This window comes from Actinoplanes sp. NPDC049668, from assembly GCF_044465445.1.
Lineage (GTDB): Bacteria > Actinomycetota > Actinomycetes > Mycobacteriales > Micromonosporaceae > Actinoplanes.
Genome location: NZ_JBITLR010000002.1, coordinates 811847 through 832263 on the forward strand (window position 1 = coordinate 811847; position 20417 = coordinate 832263).

At 72.4% G+C, this 20417-nt stretch carries 15 protein-coding genes; 3 read left to right on the forward strand and 12 right to left on the reverse strand.

Going from position 1 to position 20417, the window contains the following annotated elements; translation table 11 throughout:
• Positions 1 to 4: 4 nt before the first annotated feature.
• From ACIBSW_RS10615 to ACIBSW_RS10625, 3 genes are read right to left on the reverse strand one after another with little or no spacing between them, the layout of a single operon-like run.
• A complete protein-coding gene (locus ACIBSW_RS10615) occupies positions 5 to 1510 on the reverse strand; it encodes a basic amino acid/polyamine antiporter (RefSeq protein ID WP_354728643.1) in 1506 nt (501 codons plus the stop codon).
• A 2-nt stretch (positions 1511 to 1512) separates the two neighbouring features.
• Positions 1513 to 3000: a Na+/H+ antiporter NhaC gene (gene nhaC / locus ACIBSW_RS10620; RefSeq protein WP_354728645.1), complete on the reverse strand. Its 1488-nt coding sequence runs from the start codon at positions 2998 to 3000 to the stop codon at positions 1513 to 1515.
• Positions 3001 to 3005: 5 nt separating this feature from the next.
• Positions 3006 to 4247 (reverse strand): arginine deiminase, encoded by a 1242-nt coding sequence (locus tag ACIBSW_RS10625; RefSeq protein WP_354728647.1) that lies wholly within the window; start codon positions 4245 to 4247, stop codon positions 3006 to 3008.
• 365 nt (positions 4248 to 4612) lie between these two features.
• Here ACIBSW_RS10625 and ACIBSW_RS10630 point away from each other — a divergent pair, with 365 nt between their 5' ends.
• Positions 4613 to 7168: a LuxR C-terminal-related transcriptional regulator gene (locus tag ACIBSW_RS10630; protein ID WP_354728649.1), complete on the forward strand. Its 2556-nt coding sequence runs from the start codon at positions 4613 to 4615 to the stop codon at positions 7166 to 7168.
• A gap of 13 nt (positions 7169 to 7181) precedes the next feature.
• Here ACIBSW_RS10630 and ACIBSW_RS10635 read toward each other — a convergent pair whose 3' ends face one another.
• Genes ACIBSW_RS10635 through ACIBSW_RS10675 form a run of 9 tightly spaced genes read right to left on the reverse strand, consistent with a single transcriptional unit; the run spans position 7182 to position 17972 of the window.
• Positions 7182 to 7688, reverse strand: coding sequence for a flavin reductase family protein (locus ACIBSW_RS10635; RefSeq protein WP_354728651.1), 507 nt, complete (start codon positions 7686 to 7688; stop codon positions 7182 to 7184).
• Positions 7685 to 8848: an LLM class flavin-dependent oxidoreductase gene (locus tag ACIBSW_RS10640; protein ID WP_354728653.1), complete on the reverse strand. Its 1164-nt coding sequence runs from the start codon at positions 8846 to 8848 to the stop codon at positions 7685 to 7687. Before ACIBSW_RS10640 ends, ACIBSW_RS10635 begins: the two co-directional genes overlap by 4 nt.
• Before the next feature lie 3 nt (positions 8849 to 8851).
• Positions 8852 to 10063 carry an SfnB family sulfur acquisition oxidoreductase gene (locus tag ACIBSW_RS10645; RefSeq protein ID WP_354728655.1) on the reverse strand — a complete coding sequence of 404 codons (1212 nt, stop codon included), beginning with the start codon at positions 10061 to 10063 and terminating at the stop codon, positions 8852 to 8854.
• Positions 10060 to 11724, reverse strand: coding sequence for an ABC transporter ATP-binding protein (locus ACIBSW_RS10650; protein WP_354728657.1), 1665 nt, complete (start codon positions 11722 to 11724; stop codon positions 10060 to 10062). Before ACIBSW_RS10650 ends, ACIBSW_RS10645 begins: the two co-directional genes overlap by 4 nt.
• Positions 11721 to 12578 carry an ABC transporter permease gene (locus ACIBSW_RS10655; protein WP_354728659.1) on the reverse strand — a complete coding sequence of 286 codons (858 nt, stop codon included), beginning with the start codon at positions 12576 to 12578 and terminating at the stop codon, positions 11721 to 11723. Before ACIBSW_RS10655 ends, ACIBSW_RS10650 begins: the two co-directional genes overlap by 4 nt.
• The gene (locus ACIBSW_RS10660) at positions 12575 to 13522 is read right to left on the reverse strand and encodes an ABC transporter permease (protein ID WP_354728661.1); all 948 of its coding nucleotides are present in this window, start codon (positions 13520 to 13522) and stop codon (positions 12575 to 12577) included. The genes ACIBSW_RS10655 and ACIBSW_RS10660 overlap by 4 nt, the downstream gene beginning before the upstream one ends.
• Positions 13523 to 13529: 7 nt before the next feature.
• Positions 13530 to 15161, reverse strand: a complete 1632-nt coding sequence (locus ACIBSW_RS10665; protein ID WP_354728663.1) for an ABC transporter substrate-binding protein — start codon at positions 15159 to 15161, stop codon at positions 13530 to 13532.
• Positions 15162 to 15183: 22 nt separating this feature from the next.
• Entirely contained in the window at positions 15184 to 16587 is a 1404-nt protein-coding gene (locus tag ACIBSW_RS10670; protein WP_354728665.1) for an NtaA/DmoA family FMN-dependent monooxygenase, read from the reverse strand.
• Positions 16584 to 17972 carry an LLM class flavin-dependent oxidoreductase gene (locus ACIBSW_RS10675; protein ID WP_354728667.1) on the reverse strand — a complete coding sequence of 463 codons (1389 nt, stop codon included), beginning with the start codon at positions 17970 to 17972 and terminating at the stop codon, positions 16584 to 16586. The genes ACIBSW_RS10670 and ACIBSW_RS10675 overlap by 4 nt, the downstream gene beginning before the upstream one ends.
• 129 nt (positions 17973 to 18101) lie before the next feature.
• On the opposite strand from ACIBSW_RS10675, the gene ACIBSW_RS10680 reads away from it, so the two are divergent.
• Positions 18102 to 19016, forward strand: coding sequence for a LysR family transcriptional regulator (locus tag ACIBSW_RS10680; protein ID WP_354728669.1), 915 nt, complete (start codon positions 18102 to 18104; stop codon positions 19014 to 19016).
• Between the two features lie 100 nt (positions 19017 to 19116).
• Positions 19117 to 20301 (forward strand): S8 family peptidase, encoded by a 1185-nt coding sequence (locus ACIBSW_RS10685; protein WP_354728671.1) that lies wholly within the window; start codon positions 19117 to 19119, stop codon positions 20299 to 20301.
• Positions 20302 to 20417: the final 116 nt, after the last annotated feature.

Sequence of the window (20417 nt, forward strand, 5' to 3'; positions counted from 1 at the left end):
TCGGTCAGACGGCGATGAAGCCGGTCCAGAGGCCGACGACGCCGGTGATTCCGGCGGCCACGATCAGGATGCAGAGGGCGACTTCGGTGGGCGTGAACAGTCGCCGGCCTCGCTCGCTGCGTGCCTTGACGTAGAGCAGGGTGGCGGGGGCGAGGAGCACCGAGCACAGCAGCAGGAATTCCAGGCCGGCGGCTTCGAACAGGAACAGCGTGTAGGCGGTCGCGATCCCGGCGAAGATCGTCTCTTTGCGCCGGGTCCGGGCGGGCACATCCTGGTAGGACTCGCCGGTGAGGCCGAGTTTCAGTGCGTAGGCGGCGGCGAGGAAATAGGGGATCAGCGCGAGGCTGGTGCACAGGTCGAGCATGAAGTTCAGCGCGTCGGTCAGGATGAGGGTCACGGCGAGGAGCAGCTGGACGGCCAGGGAGGTGACGACGAGCGCGGTGATCGGGGTCGCCTTGTCGTTCTCCTTGCCGAGGAAGGCGGGGAAGTCCTCGTTGCGGGCCGGGATGTACATCACCTCGGCGGCCATCAGGGTCCAGGCGAGGTAGGCGCCGAGGACGGAGATGATGACGCCGGCGCTGATGAACCAGCGTCCCCAGTCGCCGACGACGTGTTCGAACACGCCGATCATCGAGGGCTGGCGGGTTCCGGCGATCTCCGGCTGAGTCATCACCGCGTAGCTCGACAGGGTCACCAGGGAGAAGATCGACAGTACGGTCAGAAAGCCCAGGACGGTCGCCTTGCCGACGTCTTCGCGCCGCTTGGCGTAGCGGGAGTAGACGCTGGCACCCTCGATGCCGAGGAACACGAACGTCGTAATGATCATGGTGTTGCGGACCTGCTCGTTGAGTGAGCCGAGGTCGCCGTAGCCGGTTGCGATCCAGTTGTCGGCGAAGATACCGGCGTCGAACGCCAGGAACAGCACGACGATGAAGACCAGGATCGGCAGGATCTTGAGGATGGTCACGATCCGGTTGATGACGGCCGCGTCGCGGACTCCGCGCGCGATGACGAAGTGGAACAGCCAGACACCGACGGTGGACAGCGCCAGCGCCAGGACGGTGTCGCCGTCACCGAAGGCGGGGAAGAACGCGCCGAGGGTCGCGGTGATGAACACCCAGTAGAAGGCGTTGCCGGCGATCGAGCTGGCCCAGAAGCCGATCGCCGAGTTGAAGCCGGCGTAGTCACCGAAGCCGGCCTTGGCGTAGATGAAGACCCCGGAGTCCAGGTCGGGTTTGCGGATGGCGAGGTTCTGGAAGACGAAGGCGAGCATCAGCATCCCGGCTCCGGCGATCGCCCAGGCGATCAGCGAGCCGAGGATGCCGGTGGCCACACCGAAGCGTGCGGGTAGCGAGAACACGCCGGCGCCGACCATGCTGCCGACCACCATCGCGGTGAGGGTGGGCAGGCTCATCTTGGCCGGCGTCACGACGGGCTGGTCGGTGACCGAGTTGCCGACGGGCGTGTCGCCGACCGGGGGGTGAGCGGACGCGGGAACAGTGTCGGTCATGGTCAGTCGCTCCGTCCTGATGACGGGTCGACCGTGACCGGCTCGACCCTCTCGATCTTGAAACCGGTGAGGCCGTACAGCACGCTCAGCGCGGGACTGGCGTAGCAGAAGATGGCGTACGGCAGGTAGAGCAGGGTGGAGACGCCCAGGGTTGCTCCCATGAACGCCCCGCACGAGTTCCACGGCACCAGCGGGGACGTGACCGTGCCGCTGTCGGCGGTCAGCCGGGACAGGTTCGTCGGTGCGAGACCGCGGCGCGCGAACTCGACCCTGAAGACGCGGGCGGGCAGGATCAGGGCGATGTACTGGTCGCCCGCGACGACGTTCAGGCCGAAGGCGCACGCGAACACGGTGACGAACAGCCGCCCGGTGCTCTTGGCGGAGGCGATCATCGGATCTACGAGCCGCGCGATCAGCCCGAACTTCTCCAGTAGGACGCCGAACGTCACGGCTCCGAAGATCAGCCACAGGGTGAACAGCATGCTCGCCATGCCGCCGCGCGAGACGAGCCGGTCGACGTCGGCGATGCCGGTCTCGGCGTGGAACCCGGTCGCCATCGCCTGCCAGGTCGCCTTGATCGACTCCACCACCACGTTGCCCTGCCCCGCGATGAAGTCGGCGACGGCCTGCGGCTGGGTGAAGGCGGCGAGCACGCCGGCGAACAGCGCCGAGGCGAGCAGGGCCAGCGACGCCGGCGCCTTGCGCACCGACAGCACGATCAGCAGCAACAACGGCAGCAGGTTCACCGGGCTGATCCAGAACAGCTGGTCGAGGTCGGCCAGCTCGGTGGCCGTCGCCACGGTGTCCTGCACGTCCGAGGCCCTGACCAGGCCCACGACGAGGAAGACGGCCAGCGCGATCAGAAACGCCGGTACGGAGGTCCACACCTGGCGTTTGATGTGTTCGCGCGGGTCGACCCCGACCATCTGCGCGGTCAGGATGGTGGTCTCCGAGAGCGGCGAGGTCTTGTCGCCGAGGTAGGCCCCCGAGATCACCGCACCCGCCGTGATCGCGGGCGAGACGTCGAGCAGGGTGGCGATGCCGACCAGGCCGACGCCGATCGTCGCCGCGGTGGTCCAGGAACTGCCGATGCTCAGCGCGACGATCCCGCAGATGATCGCCGTGGCCGCGTAGAACCACGACGGCGACAGCACCTGGATCCCGTAGTAGACGAGGGTCGGGATGGTGCCGGACAGGTTCCAGGTGCCGATCAGCGCGCCGACGGCGAGCAGGATGAACATGGCGCTGGTCACCGAGCCGATCGCCTCCTGCCCGGCGCTCTGCACCTCCTGCCAGGTGTGCCCGTTCTTCAGCGCGATCAACGCCGCGATCGCGGCGCACACCACCAGCGCCACCTGCAGGGGCCCGTCCAGCGCGTCCAGGCCGAACAGGGCGAGGGAACTCGCGATCAGCCCAGCCAGCGCGATCAGCGGGACGATGGCATCGACCAGTGACGGTCGCCTGACCGGCGGCGCTACACGCTCTGCCATGGCCGTCAGAAGTCCACGGCGTCGCGGATCAGCGGGCAGGTCATGCAGTGCCCGCCGCCGCGACCGCGGCCGAGCTCGGCGCCGACGATGGTGATGACCTCGACGCCGGCGCGGCGCAGCAGCGTGTTGGTCGTGGTGTTGCGGTCGTATGTGAAGACCACGCCGGGCTCGACGGCGACCGCGTTGTTGCCGCTGTCCCACTGCTGGCGTTCCGAGGCGTACACGTCGCCGCCGGTCTCGATGACCCGCAGCTCCTTGAGGCCGAGGGACTCGGCGACCACGTCGACGAACCTGCGGTCGCCCTCGTCGACGACCTCGACGCCGGGTGCGGCGTCGCTCGGCAGCAGGGAGAACGTGTGCACGCCGTCCATGATGTTCGGGTACAGGGTGACGATGTCGCGGTCGGCGAACGTGAAGACGGTGTCGAGGTGCATCGCGGCGCGCAGCTTGGGCATGCCGGCCACCACCACCTTCTCGGCGGCGCCGCGCGCGAACAGCGCCGCGGCGACCTGGGTGATGGCCTGCCGGGAGGTGCGCTCGCTCATCCCGACCAGCACGACGCCGTTGCCGACCGGCATGACGTCGCCGCCCTCGAACGTCGCCATGCCCCAGTTCTGCTCCGGGTCGCCCCACCAGACCGTGTCGCCGGCGAAGCCGGGGTGGAACTGGTAGACGGCCTTCATCAGCAGGGTCTCGTCGTGCCGGGCCGGCCAGTACAGCGGGTTCATGGTGACGCCGCCGTACAGCCAGCAGGTGGTGTCCCGGGTGTAGAGGGTGTTCGGCAGCGGCGGCATCAGGTACTCGCGGACACCGGTCGTCTCCCGGGCCAGGGCGACGTAGCCGGACCGGAAGTCGTCGGGCAGGTCCGAGGTGGCGAGGCCGCCGATCAGGAACTCGGCCAGGTCGCGGGGCGCGAGCTCGTCCAGGAACGCCCGGGTGTCGGTGAGCAGGCCGAGGCCGACCTCGTTGGCGATGATCTTCCGGTCCAGCAGCCAGGCCCGGGCCTGCGGGATCGCCATGGTCTCGGCGAGCAGCTCGTGCAGCTCGACCACCTCGACGCCGCGGCCGCGCAGCTTGTTGACGAAGTCGGCGTGGTCGCGCTGCGCGTTCTCCACCCACATGACGTCGTCGAAGAGCAGGTCGTCGGCGTTGGTCGGGGTGAGTCGCCGATGGGCGAGCCCGGGCGCGCAGACCAGGACCTTGCGGAGCCGGCCGACCTCCGAGTACACGCCGTGGTTGGTGGGCATGACGTACCTCCTGCGGGTTCAGATGGAGATCCAGCCGACCGCGAGCAGGGCGGCGAACGGCACGTCGCCGCCGGGCCGCGCCGGGGCGAGGCGCGGGATAGCACCGGGACAAAGTATCTAATATCGGACCTTGCGACGCACCGGATTCCACAGGAACGTATCCGCGGGGCCGTTCGGGGGTCCTCATCCAGCGCAGACGAGGCCCCCGCCGGCGGCCCGCGGACCCGCTGCGGGCGCCGCGGATCTCAACCAGGGTGGATGAGGCGCACTCCCGCCTCCGGCGATATCACCCGGGCCGGGTGATGGAACCCCATGTGCCCGCAACAAAACTCTGCCTAGACCCAAAGGCGGTAAATGGGGGTGTCATGACCACACCGGACGGCGACCCGGTCATGACGGTCAAGCTGGAACCGCCGGCGCTGCCGCCGTGGTGGGTGAACCGCGGACGGCTCAGCGAGCGGCTGAGCGCCGCCTCCGCGTTGCCGCTGACCGTCGTGACCGGGCGCGCCGGTTCGGGCAAGAGCACCGCGGTGGCCGCCTGGCTGACGCGGCGCCGCCGCACCGGCCGGGCCGCCTGGCTGACGCTCGAACGGGAGGACGACCGCCCGGCCACGTTCTGGTGCTACGTCCTGGCGTCACTGGCGCGGTCCGGCGTCACCGTCGCGCTGCGCCGGCAGCACGACCCCGCGGACACCGTGGACCGGTCCTTCCTGATCCATCTGACGGTGAGCCTGGCGGCCGAGCCGGAACCCGTCGTCCTGGTGCTGGACGACGTGCACCGGCTGTCCCATCCGTCCATCTTCGACGGCCTGCGCTTCGTCGTCGAGCACGCCGGATCGGCGCTGCGGCTGATGCTGATCGGGCGCGACGAGCCGCCGCTGGCGCTGCACCGCTACCGGCTGGCGGGCTCGATCGCCGAGATCCGCGACCAGGAGCTGTCCTTCACCACCGGCGAGGCGGACGCGCTGCTCGCCGCGCACGGCGCCCGCCTCGACCGCGCCGCGCTCACCGCGATCACCGACCGGGCCGACGGCTGGGCCGCCGCGCTGCGCCTGCAGGCCCGCGCGCTGTCCGGCTCCGCGGCCGACGCGGAACCGGAGCTGGCCGAGTACGTCCGCAACGAGCTCCTGGCCGAACAGAGCGCCGCCACCCGGCAGCTGCTGATCCGCACGTGCATCGCCGCCGACGTGCCGGCGGGGCTCGCCGTTCACCTGACGGGCCGGGACGACGCCGCCCGGGTTCTCGACGGCCTGGTGCGCACCGGCGTCTTCGCGACGGCGCGGACCGGAACGGAACGCAACTTCGTGTACCAGCCGATGGTGCGGCAGGTCCTGCTGGCGGAGCTCGCGGCGGGCCCGGCAACCGACCGCGCCGAGCTGCATCGTCAGGCGGCGCGGTGGTACGTCCGCGCGGGCCGCCTGGCGGAGGCGTTGCCGCACGCGCTCGCGGGCCGCGACTGGGAGCTCGCCGCCACCGCCGTGGTGCACGGATCGTCCATCGCCGACGTCCTGGCCGGCGCGGACTCCGCCCGGTACGCCGGCGCGTTCGCCGACATGCCCGACGACCTGCACACCGCCGAGGCGGCGCTGGTGCACGCGGCGACGGCGCTGGCCCGCGACGACGCCGAGCGGTGTGCCAAGCACCTGTTGCGTGCCGCGGAGCTGACCGGTGACTCCGCCGGGGCACGGGACGTACACCTGGCCCTGAGCGTCTGCGCCGTCGACGTGGCGCGGGCCCGGCGCGGCGCCGGGCCGGACGACATGGCGAGCGCCTCGGAGATCGCCGAACGCGCGCTGGAACAGGCGCGCCGGCACGGCATCGCGGCGCCCGCCCCGCTTGTCACCCTCTTCTCCCTCGCCCGCGCGGAGCGCCTGCTCTGGGCCGGCGACCTCGACGGCGCGCGCCGCGCGCTGCGGACCCGGCCGGCCGGACCGCTCGACCCCGCCGAGCCGTGGGCCGCCGAACTCCTCGGCCGCCTGGCGCTGGTCGAGGCGCTGTGCGGGCGGCTCCGCCGCGCCGCCAAACTGGCCCGCCGCGCGCTCGCGCACGCCCGCGGGCCGGTCGAGACCGCCGTCGGCGAGGTCACCCTCGCCTGGGTACGGATGGAGGAGTACCACCTGGTGGCCGCGCGCGGCCACGCCGACCGGGCCGCCACCCTGCTCAGGGCCCACCCGCAGGCCCTGGTCGCCGGCGTCCTCGCGCTGGTGCGCGCCCGCGTCAACCGCGCGCACGGCCAGCTGGCGCAGGCCGTCGACGCCCTCGAGCGGCGCCCGCACCCGGGCGCCGGCCCGTGGCCGCCCTGGCTCGCCGAGGTGCTCAGGGTCGCCCGTGACGCCCTGCTCGACGCCGGGCGGCCACCCGAACCGGGTGGCCGCACCCCGCACCACGCACTCGCCGAGGCGAGCGCGGCGCTGGCCGCGGGCGACGACCGCGCCGCCCGGGATCGCGTGACGGCCCTGATGAGAAGCCCGCGCCTGCCCCTCGACGTGCGCGTCGACTGCTGGCTCATCGCGACCGGCGCGGAGCTGGCCGGCAACAACCCCGACCGGGCGCGCCAGGCCCTGCAGCGGGCGCTGCGGGCGGCGAAGCCCGAGCGGTTGCGCCGGCCGCTGCTGGAGGCGCCCGCCCGGGTGCGCCGCATGCTCCGCGAGGAGCCCGCGCTCGCCGAGCGTCACGCCTGGTTCGGCACCGCCGAGGCGGCGCCGCCGACGGCGACGGCCCCGGTCTTCGAGGCCCTGACCGCCCGGGAGCGGGAGGTGCTCGGACACCTGAGCCAGCTGCGTTCCACGGAGGAGATCGCACAGGCGATGTTCGTGTCCGTCAACACCGTCCGGACGCACATCCGCGGCGTGCTGCGCAAGCTGGCGGCGACCCGGCGCAGCGAGGCGATCCGCCGGGCCCGCGAACTCGGCCTGATCTGAACGGCGGCGAACCTCAGCCGGGCTGGAGGCGGCCGAACCGGCTGCGGTGGAAGACCAGCGGCGAGGGGTCGGCCCGGCCGGCGTGGCGGACCGCGCGCAGGCGCAGCAGCACGATGGTGTGGTCGCCGGCGAGCACCTCGTCGTGGACGGTGGTGTCGAACTGGGCCAGGCCGTCGTCGAGGGTGACCGCGCCCTGCGCCGACGCGGTCAGCGACAGCCCGTCGAACCGCCGGTCGACGGCGCCGGCCAGCTGGCGCGCCACCGCGGAGTGGTGGTCCGCCAGGATGGTGACGCCGAGCTGCTCCGCGCGGCGCAGGTCGGGCCATGTCTTCGACCTGTTGGCGATGGAGAACGACACCAGGGGCGGTTCGAGGCTCACCGAGGTGAACGAGCTCGCCGCCAGGCCGACCGGCACCCCGTTGACTAGGGCGGCGACGGCCACCACGCCGCTGGGGAAGATGCCGAAGACCTCGCGCAGCCGCTCGTGCGACAGGTCCTGGTTGGTGCGCAGCGTGGTCACGCGGAACGCTCCTTCGCCGGCGCGGCGCCGAACGGCACGGCGGCCGCGGCCCGGCGGCCGGGCGCCGGGTGCCGCCAGAGCCCGCGGCGGGACAGCTCGGGCAGCACGCCCTCACCGAAGCGGTACGCCTCCTCCAGGTGCGGGTACCCGGAGAGCACGAACTCCGTGACGCCCACCTCGACGTACTGCTCGAGGAGGTCCGCGATCTGCCGGTGGCTGCCGACCAGCGCGGTGCCGGCGCCGCCGCGCACCAGCCCGACCCCGGCCCACAGGTTCGGGTGCACCTCGAGGGAGTCCCGGGAGCCGCCGTTGAGGTCGAGCATCCGCCGCTGGCCCTCCGACTCGCTGCGGCGCAGGCCGGCCTGCACCTCGCGGATCTGCTCGTCGGAGATGCCGGACAGCAGCCGGCCGGCCTCGGCCCAGGCCTCCTCGGCGGTGTCCCGGGCGATGGTGTGCACCCGCAGGCCGAAGGCGGGGTCCCGGCCCTGCCGTTCCGCCAGCTCGCGCACCCGGCGCACCTTCTCGCCGACGGCGGCCGGCGGCTCGCCCCAGGTCAGGTAGACGTCGGCGTGCCGGGCCGCCACGTCGAGCGCGGCGGGCGACGACCCGCCGAAGTAGACGCCCGGCAGCGGGTCGGGCCGCTGGGACAGGACCGCGTCGGAGAGGTGGTAGTACTTGCCCTCGACCTCGACGGGCTTGCCCGACCACAGCGCGCGGACGATGTCGAGGAACTCGCCGCAGCGCTCGTAGCGGGCGTCCTTGTCCAGGTGGTCGCCGAACATCCGCTGCTCGTGGCTCTCGCCGCCGGTGACGACGTTGAGCAGCAGCCGGCCGCCGGAGAGGTTCTGGAAGGTGCCGGCCATCTGCGCGGCGAGGAACGGCGACACCAGGCCGGGCCGGAACGCCACCAGGAACTTCAGCCGCTCGGAGACGCTGCTCAGCATCGCGGTGGTGATCCAGGCGTCCTCGCACCAGGCGCCGGTCGGTGTCAGCGCCGCCTCGAAGCCGAGCTGCTCCGCCGACCGGGCGATCTGGCCCAGATAGGCGACCGAGGCGGGGCGGCCGCCCGCGCCGGCCGGTGTGCCGTGGCCGCCGCCGACGATGTTTCGGCCGTCGCCGCCGTTGGTCGGCAGGAACCAGTGGAACTTCAGATCGGTCATGGCTCACACCTGTCCGTGGTTGGGGGGTGGGGTGCCGTCGACGGCCCAGCGGCCGAGATGCTGGACCTTCCAGGCGGCGGGATCGTGGAGGGTGTGCGTGCGGGCGTTGCGCCAGTGCCGGTCCAGGCCCAGCCCGGCGGCGGCGGAGCGGGTGCCGGCCACCTCGAACAGCCGGCCGCTCGCCTCGAGGGCCGCGTGTGTGGTAGCCGCGCGCGCCGCGGCGACGGCGAGGGACGCGGCCGTCGCGGAGCCTGCGGTCAGGTCGCCGTCGGCCCGGTCGATGGCCCGGGCCGCCTCGGCCAGCAGCGCCTCGGCACCCCGCACCGCCAGCTCGATCTCCCCGAACGCGTGCACCACGAGGGGATCGTCGGCGGCCCGCTCCACCTTCGCGTCCGGGTAGGGCCGGCTCTTCTCGCGCACGAACGCCGCGGCGTCGGTCAGCGCCGCGCGGGCGATGCCGGCGTCGATCGCCGCGTGCAGCACCTGCGCGAACGCGCCGTAGGTCTGCGGTGAGTCGAAGGTGGCCGCGAACGGCGTGATGAGCTCGCCGGGCACCGCGACGTCGCGCAGCCGCACCGAGCCGCTGGCGGTGGTCCGCTGGCCCAGGCCGTTCCAGTCGTCGACGACCTCGACGCCCTCGGCGTGCCGGTCCACCCAGGCGACGTGCAGCGGGCCGTCGGGGCCCAGGTGTGCCAGCACCGGGATCCGGTGCGCCAGCAGCGCGCCGGTGGCGTAGAACTTGTCGCCGTTGAGACGCCAGTGCCCGGGCCCGGCGGCGGTCAGCGTGGTCCGGATGTCGCGCACGTGCCGGGTGCCGGCCTCGGACTGCGCGTTGCCGAAGCGCCGGCCGGCGAGCACCTCGCCGAACAGCCGCCGCTGCTGCGCCTCGGTGCCCTGCAGGCGCAGCTGGTTGACGTAGACGAAGTGGCTGTGCGGGATCTGGCCGATGTTGGGGTCGCCGGCCGAGAGCAGCCGGATCACCTCGACGACGGTCTCCACACCCAGCCCGGCACCGCCGTACCGGGTGGGAATGGTGATCGCCAGCAGGCCTGACTCGCTGAGCCGGTCCAGCGCGGCCAGCGGAAGGACGCGGCGCGCGTCGCGTTCGGCGGCGTCGCGGGCGAAGCCGGCGGCGAGCCCGGCGGCGAGCGTGACGGCCTCGGCCGGCGCGAGCCGCGGCACGGCGCCGGCCGCCAGCGTCCCGGGGCTGGTCACGCCGACCCCAGCCGCGGCACCGCGGTGAGCAGCCGGCGCGTGTACGGGTGCTGAGGCCGCTCGAAGACGTCGGCGGCGGTGCCGTGCTCGACGACCCGGCCGTCCTTCATAACCAGGATCCGGTCGCTCATGTGGTGGATCACCCCCAGGTCGTGCGAGATGAACAGGTAGCTCACGCCGAGCTCGTCCTGCAGGTCGGTGAGCAGGTCGAGCACCTGCGCCTGGACCGAGACGTCGAGCGCCGAGGCGGGCTCGTCGCAGACCAGGATCGCCGGCTGCGGCGCCAGCGCCCGGGCGATGGCGACCCGCTGCCGCTGCCCGCCGGAGAGCCGCAGCGGCGCCGCGCCCAGGTGCCGCTCGCCGAGGCCGACCTGTTCGAGCAGGCGAATGGAGCGCTCACGCGCCTCGGCCTTCGAGCTCGGCGGCCGGTCCCCGGTCGCGAGCGCGTCGGCGAGGACCCGGCCGACGGTCCAGCGCGGGTCGAAGGAGCTGAGCGGGTCCTGATAGACGACGCCGATCCGCCGGCGCAGCGGCCGGCGCCGGGCCGGCGACAGCGCCGACCACGGCTCGCCGTCCAGCAGCACCTCGCCCTCGGTGGCCGGCAGGATCGCCAGCGCCAGGCGGGCCAGTGTGGTCTTGCCCGAGCCGGACTCGCCGACGACACCGAGCGTCTCCCCGCCGTACAGCTCGAAGGAGACGTCGTCGACCACCCGGCGGTCCGCCTTGTCGGGGCCGCGGAAGACCTTGGCCAGGTTGCGGCCCTGCAGCACCGGCTGGTCGGTCTCGGCCGGCCGGCGGGTGCGTGCCGCCGGGCGGGTGAGGTTCGTGCCCCGGGTGTGCTCGGACGGGATCGCGTCGAGCAGCCTGCGGGTGTACTCGTGCCGCGGGTCGCGCAGCACCCGCTCGACGGGCCCGTGCTCGACGATCTCGCCGTCGCGCATGACGGCCACCTCGTCGGCCATCCGGGCCACTACCGAGAGGTCGTGGCTGATCAGGATGATCGAGGTGCCCCGCTCCTTCGAGGCGGCCAGCAGGTCGAGCACCTGCGCCTGCACCGTGACGTCGAGCGCCGTGGTCGGCTCGTCGGCGATCAGCAGCGGCGGCGCGAGGGCGATCGCCGAGGCGATGAGGGCGCGCTGGCGCAGGCCGCCGGAGAGCTCGTACGGCCGCTGCTGCGCCTTCACCTCCGGCTCCGGCACGCCGACGGAGTCGAGCAGCTCGACCGCCTTGGCGGACCGGCCGGCGCGGGTGCCCCAGCCGTGCAGCCGCAGCGGCTCGGCCACCTCGTGCCCGACCCGGCGCAGCGGGTCGAGCGAGACGAGGGCGTCCTGCAGGACGAAGCCGATCCGGCTGCCGCGCACGCCGCGCCAGGCCCGCTCGGAGGTGTTCAGCAGGTCGGTGCCGGCGAGCTCGATCCGGTCCGCGCTGACCCGGCTGCCGGCACCGGTCAGGCCGACCAGGGTGCGGGCGGTGACGCTCTTGCCGGACCCGGACTCGCCGACGATGGCCAGGCAGCCGCCCGCCCGGGCGGTGAACGAGACGCCCTTGACGACCTCGACGCCCGCGAACGAGACCCGCAGGTTCTCGACGCGCAGCAGGGCCGCGCCGGGGTCGCGGTCCCGCTGGCCGCGCAGGTCCTCCCGGTAGTCCAGTGTGGTCATCGGGATGCTCCTCCGAGTCGGTTCTGCAAGGTACGACCCAGCGCCGTCACCGACAGCGCGACCAGGACGATCACCAGTCCGGGCAGGATCTCCAGCCACCAGGAGGTGGTGATGTGCAGGCGGCCCGCGTCGAGCAGCGCGCCCCACTCCGGGCTCGGCGGCGGCACGCCGAGGCCGAGGAACGACAGTCCGGAGGCCCACACGATCGACTGGCCGATGCCGAGGGTGACGACCGCGACGAGCGGCCGCATGGCGTTCGGGAACAGGTGCCGGCGCCAGATCGGGAGCCGCCGGTGCCCGAGCGCCGCGGCAGCCTCCATGAAGCCGGCCTGGCGCACCGCGAGCACCTGGCCGCGGACCATCCGGGCATAGCCCGGCGCCGACCCGATGCCGACCGCGATGATCTCGGTGGCCAGCGACGGCCCGCGGATCGTGATGACCAGCAGCCCGAGCAGCAGCGCCGGGAAGGCGAACGCGACCTCGATGACCCGGGTGATGACCGCGTCGACCGCGCCGCCGGACAGCGCCGCCGCGAACCCCAGCACGGTGGCGATCAGGAACGCCAGCGCGGTCGCGCCGATGCCGATGCCCAGCGAGAGCCGGGAGCCGTAGATGACCCTGGTGAGCAGGTCCCGGCCGGCGTCGTCGGTGCCGAACGGGTGCTGCCAGGACGGCGGCAGCAGGGTCGAGGTCAGGTCGATCGCGGTGGGACTGCGGTCGGTGAGCAGGGCCGGCGCGATCGCCGCGATCACGACGAACCCGACGACCAGCAGCGACAGCGTCGTGCCGAGCGAGGGCAGGCGGTCGCGCCACGCCCACGCCCGGGCCCGCAGCGGCCAGGAGAGCGCACTCATCGGGCGCCCCTCGCCAGCCGCGGGTCGATCGCCGCGTAGGCCAGGTCGACCAGCAGGTTGGCCACCACGTACACGGCCGCCACCACCAGCACGATGCCCGAGACGGTGGGCAGGTCGCGGGTGTTGACCGCGGTGACCAGCACCTGCCCGATTCCCGGCCGGCCGAAGATGTTCTCGGTGATGACCGCGCCCGAGACCAGCGCGCCGAGCGCCCACCCGGAGAGCGTGATCGCCGGGAGCACCGCGTGCCGCAGCACGTGCCGCACCCGCACGCCCAGGTCGGACATGCCCCGGCTGCGCGCCGTGGTCACGAACGGCTGCCGCAGCACCTGCACGAACTCGTCGCGGGTCACCTGGCCGAGGAACCCGGCCAGCGGTATCGCGAGCGTCAGCACCGGCAGCACCGAGCCCCACGCGCTGGTGCCCCCGATGATCGGGAACATCCGGAGCTGCACCGCGAAGACCACCAGCAGGACGACGCCGACCCAGTAGTGCGGCAGGCTGGCCGTCAGCGCCTCCCAGGCGCTGCCGAGGCCGGAGAGGAACCGGCCCCGCCGCACCGTCAGCAGGGTCATACCCAGCGCCAGCAGCCACGCGACCACCAGCGCCGCGACGGTCAGGATCAGGCTCGGCGGCAGCTGCCCGCCGATCACGTCGGCCACCGGCCGCTTCTGCGTGTACGACGTGCCGAGGTCACCCTGGAAGAGCCCGCCGAGGTAGTGCAGGTACTGCAGGAGGATCGGGTCGTCGAAGCCGAACCTCTCGTTGAGCGGCGCCAGCTCCTGCGCCGTCCACAACTTCTCCTGGCCGGTCTGCAGGTTCATCAGCGCCGTCGCCCGGTCGCCCGGCACCGCCAGCTGGGCGAAGAAGGTGACCGAGGCGGCGGCCACGATGACGGCGACCGACGCCGCCACCTTGACCGCGATCCGCCACACCTGGTTCATCGCCGCCTCACTTGGTGAAGTACGCGTCGGAGAAGACCGGCTCGCCCTGGCTCTTCTCGAGCCAGACGTCCTTGAGGTTGCGGGCCACCGCGTACGTGGAGTTCTGGGTGTACAGCCCGATGCCCGCCGCGTCGTCCTGGATGATCTTCTGCGCCTGCCCGTACAGATCGTTCGCCTTCGCGGCGTCCGCCTCGCCATTGGCCTGCTGGATGGTCTGCGACAGCGTCTCGTTGTTGAAGAACGACCGGTTGCTGAAGTTGGGGTTGTCCGGCGTGGACGGTCGCCAGACGATCCACAGGATCGCCGAGCTGGGGCTGGTCCAGTACGACGGCGTCGCGTCGAAGGTGCTCGGGTCGGAGTACTTGCCGCCCCAGAGCTCGGCCTGGGTCGCCGGGATCAGCTTGACGTCGAAGCCGATCTGCTTCCACTGCTCCTGGAGCACCTGCAGGACGGTCGAGCCCTCCTGGGTGAAGATGAACCCGGCGCCGTACACCAGCTTGACGGTCAGCGGCGCGCCGTTCTTGGTACGGACTCCGGCGGCGTCGCGCGCCGTCCAGCCGGCCTGGTCGAGCAGTTGGCCGGCCTTGGCGGGGTCGAAGGCGTACGCCTTGGCGACCTCGGCGTCGTAGCCCGGGGTGGCCTGGCTGACCGCCGGGTTCCCCTCGTACGGGATCACGCCGTGGAAGCCCGCCTCGACCGCCGCCTTGCGGTCCGCGCCGTAGGCGAAGGCCTGGCGTACCAGCTTGTCGCTGAACGGGCCGACCTTGGTGTTGATGTAGAAGGAGACCGGCTTGCCGGGCGTGATGTATCGGATGGTCTGGTACCGCGCCTGCGCGTCCTTCCAGTTCACCGTCGGCACCTCGTAGACGACGTGCGACTCGCCGGTGCTCAGCGACGCGTAGCGGGACACGCCGTCGGCGACGAATTTCCAGCGCACCTCGTCGACGATCGCGGGGCCCTCGTGCCTGGCGTTGGCCGGCCAGGACGCGTACCCGGGGTTCTTGGTGAGCACGACCTCCTCGCCGTGCTTCCACTCCTTGACGACGAAGCCGCCCGAGCCGATCGGCTTCTCGCAGTTCTCCTTCTCGGTACGGCTCTTGAACGCCGTCGGCGACTGGATGCCGAAGTAGCCCTGCGTGATGAGCGGCAGGAACGGCGGGTACGGCTTGTTCAGGCTGATCTCGACGTGGGTGGCGTCCAGCGCCTTGGCGGCCTTGTAGTACGGGTCGATGGAGACCTTCGCGGTGCTGTTGCCGCCGTGGTTCTCCCAGTAGTCGAAGTTCCAGGCGACCGCCGCGGCGTCGACCGGCGTACCGTCGGTGAACTTCACGCCGTCCTTGAGGGTGAAGGTGTACTTCGTGCCGTCCGGCGACACCTTCCACTCGGTGGCCAGCCACGGCTTGACGGCGCCGTCGTCGGCCATGGCGACGAGCCCGTCGAGCACCTGGCGGGAGATGTACGCCTGCTGGATCCAGCCGCCGAAGATGCACGGCGGCTCCTGCACGTGGCCGTAGATGATCGTGCCGCCGGTCGTCGGTGCGCCGCCGGACGTGCCGGCGGCGCCGCCGCACGCGGTGAGCGCGCCGCCGGCCAGCAGGGCGGCGACGGCGAGGGCCACGCGTCGTCTCGATCTGGTCATGTGAGTGTTTCCTTCCAGGGTGTCAGGCGCTGAGTACGGGATCGGCGATGCCGCTGACCGGCAGGTTCGCCCCGCCGCGGTAGCGGGCGGCGTGGTGCCGGGCCGGCAGCCGGTCCCCGGCGCCGAAGATGCGGTCGCGCAGGGTCTCGCGCTCGTCGTAGTCGCGGCGCAGGCGGCCGCGCTCCCGCAGTACGGGCACGACGAACTCGATGAAGTCGCGGGCGGTGTCGTGCGAGTGGTACTGGAGCAGGTTGATCCCGTCGAGCCCGACCTCGTCGAGCCAGCGCTCGATCTCGTCAGCGACCTGTTCGGGGTCGCCGACGGCGAGCAGCGGCTGGCGGCCCAGGTCGCCGAAGCCACCGAGGAACTCGCCGACGGTCTGCTCGGGGTCGAAGACCCGCCAGCGGCCGACGCCGCCCTCGGTGTCGGTGACGTCCTTGAGCTTCGCCGCCGGCGGCAGGGCGGTCGGATCCCAGGGCAGGCTGGTGTGCGCCAGGTAGCCGTCCCGGCTGGCCAGCTCCTGGTAGTGCGCGAGCTTCGCCTTGGCCTCGGCCTCCGTCGGCGCCACGATCACCCCGGCGATGCTGATGAAGCGGACGTCGTCGGCCCGCCGGCCGGCCGCGACGGCCGCCTCCCGGATGCCCGCGATCGTCTTGCGCAGGCTCTGCTCGGTCGGCCCGCCGGTGAAGACGACCTCGGCGTGCTTGCCGGCGAACCTCGTGCCCGCCGCGCTGGCGGTCGCCGTGAACAGGACCGGGGTCCGCTGCCGGCTGGGCGAGGGCAGGTGCGGCCCCTCCACCTTGAACCACCGGCCCTCGTGGTGGATCGGGCGGATCCGGGTGGCGTCGGCGAAGACGTTGCCCTCCCGGTCGGCGACGATCGCGTCGTCGTCCCACGAGCCCTCCCAGAGCTTGTAGAGGACGTCGAGGTACTCGTCGGCGATCTCGAACCGCTGGTCGTGCTCGACCTCGCCGTCGTGGCCGAAGTTGCGGGCGGCGTTGGGCAGATACGACGTGACGATGTTCCAGCCGACCCGGCCCTTGGTGAGGTGGTCGAGGGTGCTGGCCCGGCGGGCCCACGCGAACGGCGGCTCGTAGGTGGTGGAGAACGTGATCCCGAAGCCGAGGTGCCGGGTCACCGCCGCCATGGCCGGCACCACCGACGCGGGGTCGTTGTTGGGTATCTGCAGGCCCTCGCGGATCGCGGTGGCCGCCGAGCCGCGGAACACGTCGTAGGTGCCGACGACGTCGGCCAGGAAGACCGCGTCGAAGCCGCCCTCGTCGAGCAGCACGGCCAGCTCGGTCCAGTACTCGATGTCGTTGAACCGCTCGCGGTTGTTGCCGGGCAGCCGCCACAGGCCGTGGGTGATGTGGCTGACGCAGTTCATCTCGAAGAGATTGAGGATGAGGCGCTTCTTCGCGCTCACGGCCGGTCTCCCCCGGTCGCGACGGGCGCGAACGCGCCGCGGTAGCGGGCCGCGGGATGGGTGTCGGGCAGCCGGTCGCCGCGGCCGAAGAGCTTGTGCCGCAGCGTGCCCGGTACGTACTCGCGCCGGGCCAGGCCGCGCTCGCGCAGCACCGGGATGACGTGGTCGACGAACTCCACGTAGCTGCCAGGGATCTCGGCGTTGACCACGTTGATCCCGTCGACCCCGGCGTCGCGCCACTGCGCCAGCCGGTCGGCGATCTGCTCCGGTGTACCGGTGATCCGGCCGTTGTGCGAGGTGTAGTGCGCGACGTCGCGCAGGGTCGGCTCCCGGTCGGTCACCAGGTCCTTGATCCAGCCGAGGATCGACTGGACGCCCTCGGTCTTCAGCTCACCGACGGGCCGGTCGAGGTCCTCGTGGCCGAAGTCGATGCCGACCGCGCCCGACATGTGCGAGAGCTGCGCGTCGTAGTCGATCCATTGATCGAGCTCGTCGCTCTTGCGCCGCGCCTCCTCCTCGGTGGAGCCGACGACGAAGTGCAGCCCCTGGAAGAACTTGAGGTCGTCCGGCGCGCGGCCGTGCGCGACGGCGCGGGCCCGGATGTCGGCGGTGTCCCGGGCCGCGGCCTCGACGTTCGGCGCCACGATGAAGACCGCCTCGGCGTTCTTCGCGGCGAAGGTGCGGCCCGCCTCGGAGGCGCCGGCCTGGAAGAGCAGCGGCGTGCGCTGCGGCGACGGGCTCACCAGGTGCGGGCCCTCGACCCGGTAGCGCGGCCCGACGTGATCGATCCGGTGGATCTTGTCGTAGTCCGCGTGCACCCCGGTCTCCCGGTCCTGGAGCAGCGCGTCGTCCTCCCACGATCCTTCCCACAGCTTGTACCCGACGTCGACGTACTCGTCGGCCCAGGCGTAGCGCTCGTCGTGCTTGGTCAGGCCGTCGTGCCCGAAGTTGCGCGAGGCGTTGGGCAGGTAGTTGGTGACGATGTTCCACGCCACCCGGCCGTCGCTGGCGTGGTCGAGGGTGGAGATCCGGCGGGCGAAGTTGAACGGGTGCTCCTGCAGGATGGAGGCCGTGAACGCGATGCCGAGGGGCTCGGTGGCGTACGCGATGGCGCTGGCCAGGACCGACGGATCGTTGCTCGGCACCTGCAGGCCGACCTCGACGTACTTGCGCTCGTCGCCGCGGTAGGGCGCGTACAGCCCGACGACGTCGGCGAAGAAGATCGCGTCGAACCCGCCGCGCTCGAGGGTCTTCGCCAGGTCGACCCAGAGGTCGAGCCGGTTGAAGTCGGCCTGGCGGGCCGTCGGGCGGCGCCAGGTCCCCTGGATGATATGACTCGCCGTGTTCATCACGAAAGCAGCGAAATGCAGTGGTTTATCAGGCATGCAAGTCTCCGGATCGACGTAATCCCTACGGGGAATATAGGCTTTGTGGGTTATGGCAGCGCAAGACGTCGGATGGAAGGCGTTACCGATCGCCCCCACGCCACCCCCGATCACCCTCCGGAGCCAGCAATGCGCATAGAGCAGCTCGAGTACCTCGCCGCCGTCACCCGCTACGGCTCGCTGCGCCGCGCCAGCGACCAGCTGCACGTCTCCCAGCCGGCGATCAGCGAGGCCATCCGCAAGCTCGAGCGCGAGCTCGGCGTCACCCTGCTGGACCGGCACCGCTCCGGCGCGCGGATCAGCCTGGCCGGCCGCGAACTGCTCCAGCCGATCGTCGACGTACTGGAGTCGGTCGAGCGGCTCAAGGCCGCCGCCGGCGATCAGCTGGCCACCCGGCGCCTGCTGCGGATCGGCACCGTGAACGCGGGCACGGCCTCGCTGGTCCTGCCCGCCCTGCGCGCCTTCCAGGCGGAGAACGGCCGCGCCGCCGTCGAGGTGCGCAACCTGCAGCAGGACGAGATCCACGTCTCGCTGTCCGAGGGCAACCTGGACCTCGGCCTGGTAAACCTGCTCGACGGCGACGACGTGCCGCCCGACCTCGAGGCGACCGCCCTGCTCGTCGGCCGCCCCGCGGCGGTCCTGCCGGCCGGGCACCCCCTCGCAGCGCGGGCCGAGGTCTCGGCCGACGACCTGCGCGGGGAGCGCTTCGTCGCGATGCGCTCCGGTTATCTGATGTACCGGTTCGCGCACCGGCTCTTCGGCTCCGACCTGCCGGCCGCCTGGCACTCCACCGACGGCGCCGAGATGGGCAAGATGATGGTCGCCGAGGGCATCGGCCTCACCGTCCTGCCCGACTACAGCGTGCTCGGCGATCCGCTCGAGCGGGCCGGGCTGATCGTGACCCGGCCGCTGGTCGGCGACACCACGGTCATCACCATGACGGCGCTGCACCGGCGCCAGACCCGGGTGCAGCCGGCCGTGCTCCAGCTGCTGGCACACCTGCGCGAGCGGGCCGGGCGGCCCCTGCCGGCCCGCACGGCCTGACCCTTCGCAAAGCCCTGACGTATCGTTGATCATCAATTAATGGTTTCTGCCTAGCGTCTTCACCAGGCGTCATCCGGACGCCGAAGGCCAGGAGGAACAGATGCGTCACACCGCCACCCTCGCCGCCGCGCTCGCCGGCATCGCGATCGCCGCCGCCGGCGCGGCGCCCGCGATCGCCGCCGAGCCGACCGGCACGGTCCTGCACGCCGACAGCCCGTCCGCGGTCGCCGGCAGCTACCTCGTCGTGCTCAAGGACGGCACGCAGGTCGACGCGGCCCGCGCCGGCCGGCTCGCCCAGCGCTACGGCGGCACCGTCGGCCGCGTCTTCGGCCACGCGGTCGAGGGATACACCGCGCGGCTGAGCCCCCGGCAGGCCGCGCGGCTGGCCGCCGACCCCGCGGTCGCCTCCGTCGAGGCCGACCAGGTCGTGCGGATCAGCGACACGCAGACCTCGGCGCCCTGGGGCCTGGACCGCGCCGACCAGCGGAACCTGCCGCTGAGCCAGACGTACACCTACGGACCGAGCGCCGGCGTCACCGTCTACGTCGTCGACACCGGCATCACCGTCGCGCACCAGGACTTCGGCGGCCGGGCGAGCTACGGCTACGACGCGGTCGACGGCGACAACGTGGCGCAGGACGGCAACGGGCACGGCACGTTCGTCGCGGGCGTCGCCGTCGGCCGGACCTACGGCGTGGCCAAGGGCGCGAACGTCGTCGGCGTCCGCGTCCTGGACAACAACGGATCGGGCACCACCGCCGGGGTCATCGCCGGCATCGACTGGGTCACCGCCAACGCGGTGCCCGGCCGGTCGGTCGCGAACCTCAGCCTCGGCGGCGGCGCGAGCTCCACCCTGGACGCCGCGGTCCGGCGATCCATCAGCGCCGGCATCCCGTACGCGATCGCGGCCGGCAACTCCGGGGTGAACGCCGCCAACACCTCGCCCGCCCGGGTCACCGAGGCGCTGACGGTCGGCGCCACCGGCCGCACCGACGCCCGGGCGTCCTGGTCCAACTACGGCGCCGTGCTCGACCTGTTCGCGCCCGGCGTCGACATCACCTCGGCCTGGCGCACCGGCAACACCGCCACCTACACCGGCAGCGGCACCTCGTTCTCCTCGCCGCACATCGCCGGCGCGGCCGCGCTCTACCTCGCCGCGCACCCCGGCGCGTCGGTGGCGGCCACCAACGGCGCGATCGTCGCCGCCGCCACCACCGGCCTGGTCACCAGCCCGGGCAGCGGCTCGCCGAACCGGCTGCTCTACACCGCCACCCTCGCCGGCTGACCCGAACCACGCAGGCCACGGCCCGGCCCCGGTGCACCCGGGGCCGGGCCTTCTTGCCCGAACAGCCACCGTCCTATTGACACGGTGCGTGCGGCGGGGCCACGCTCGCTTCACTC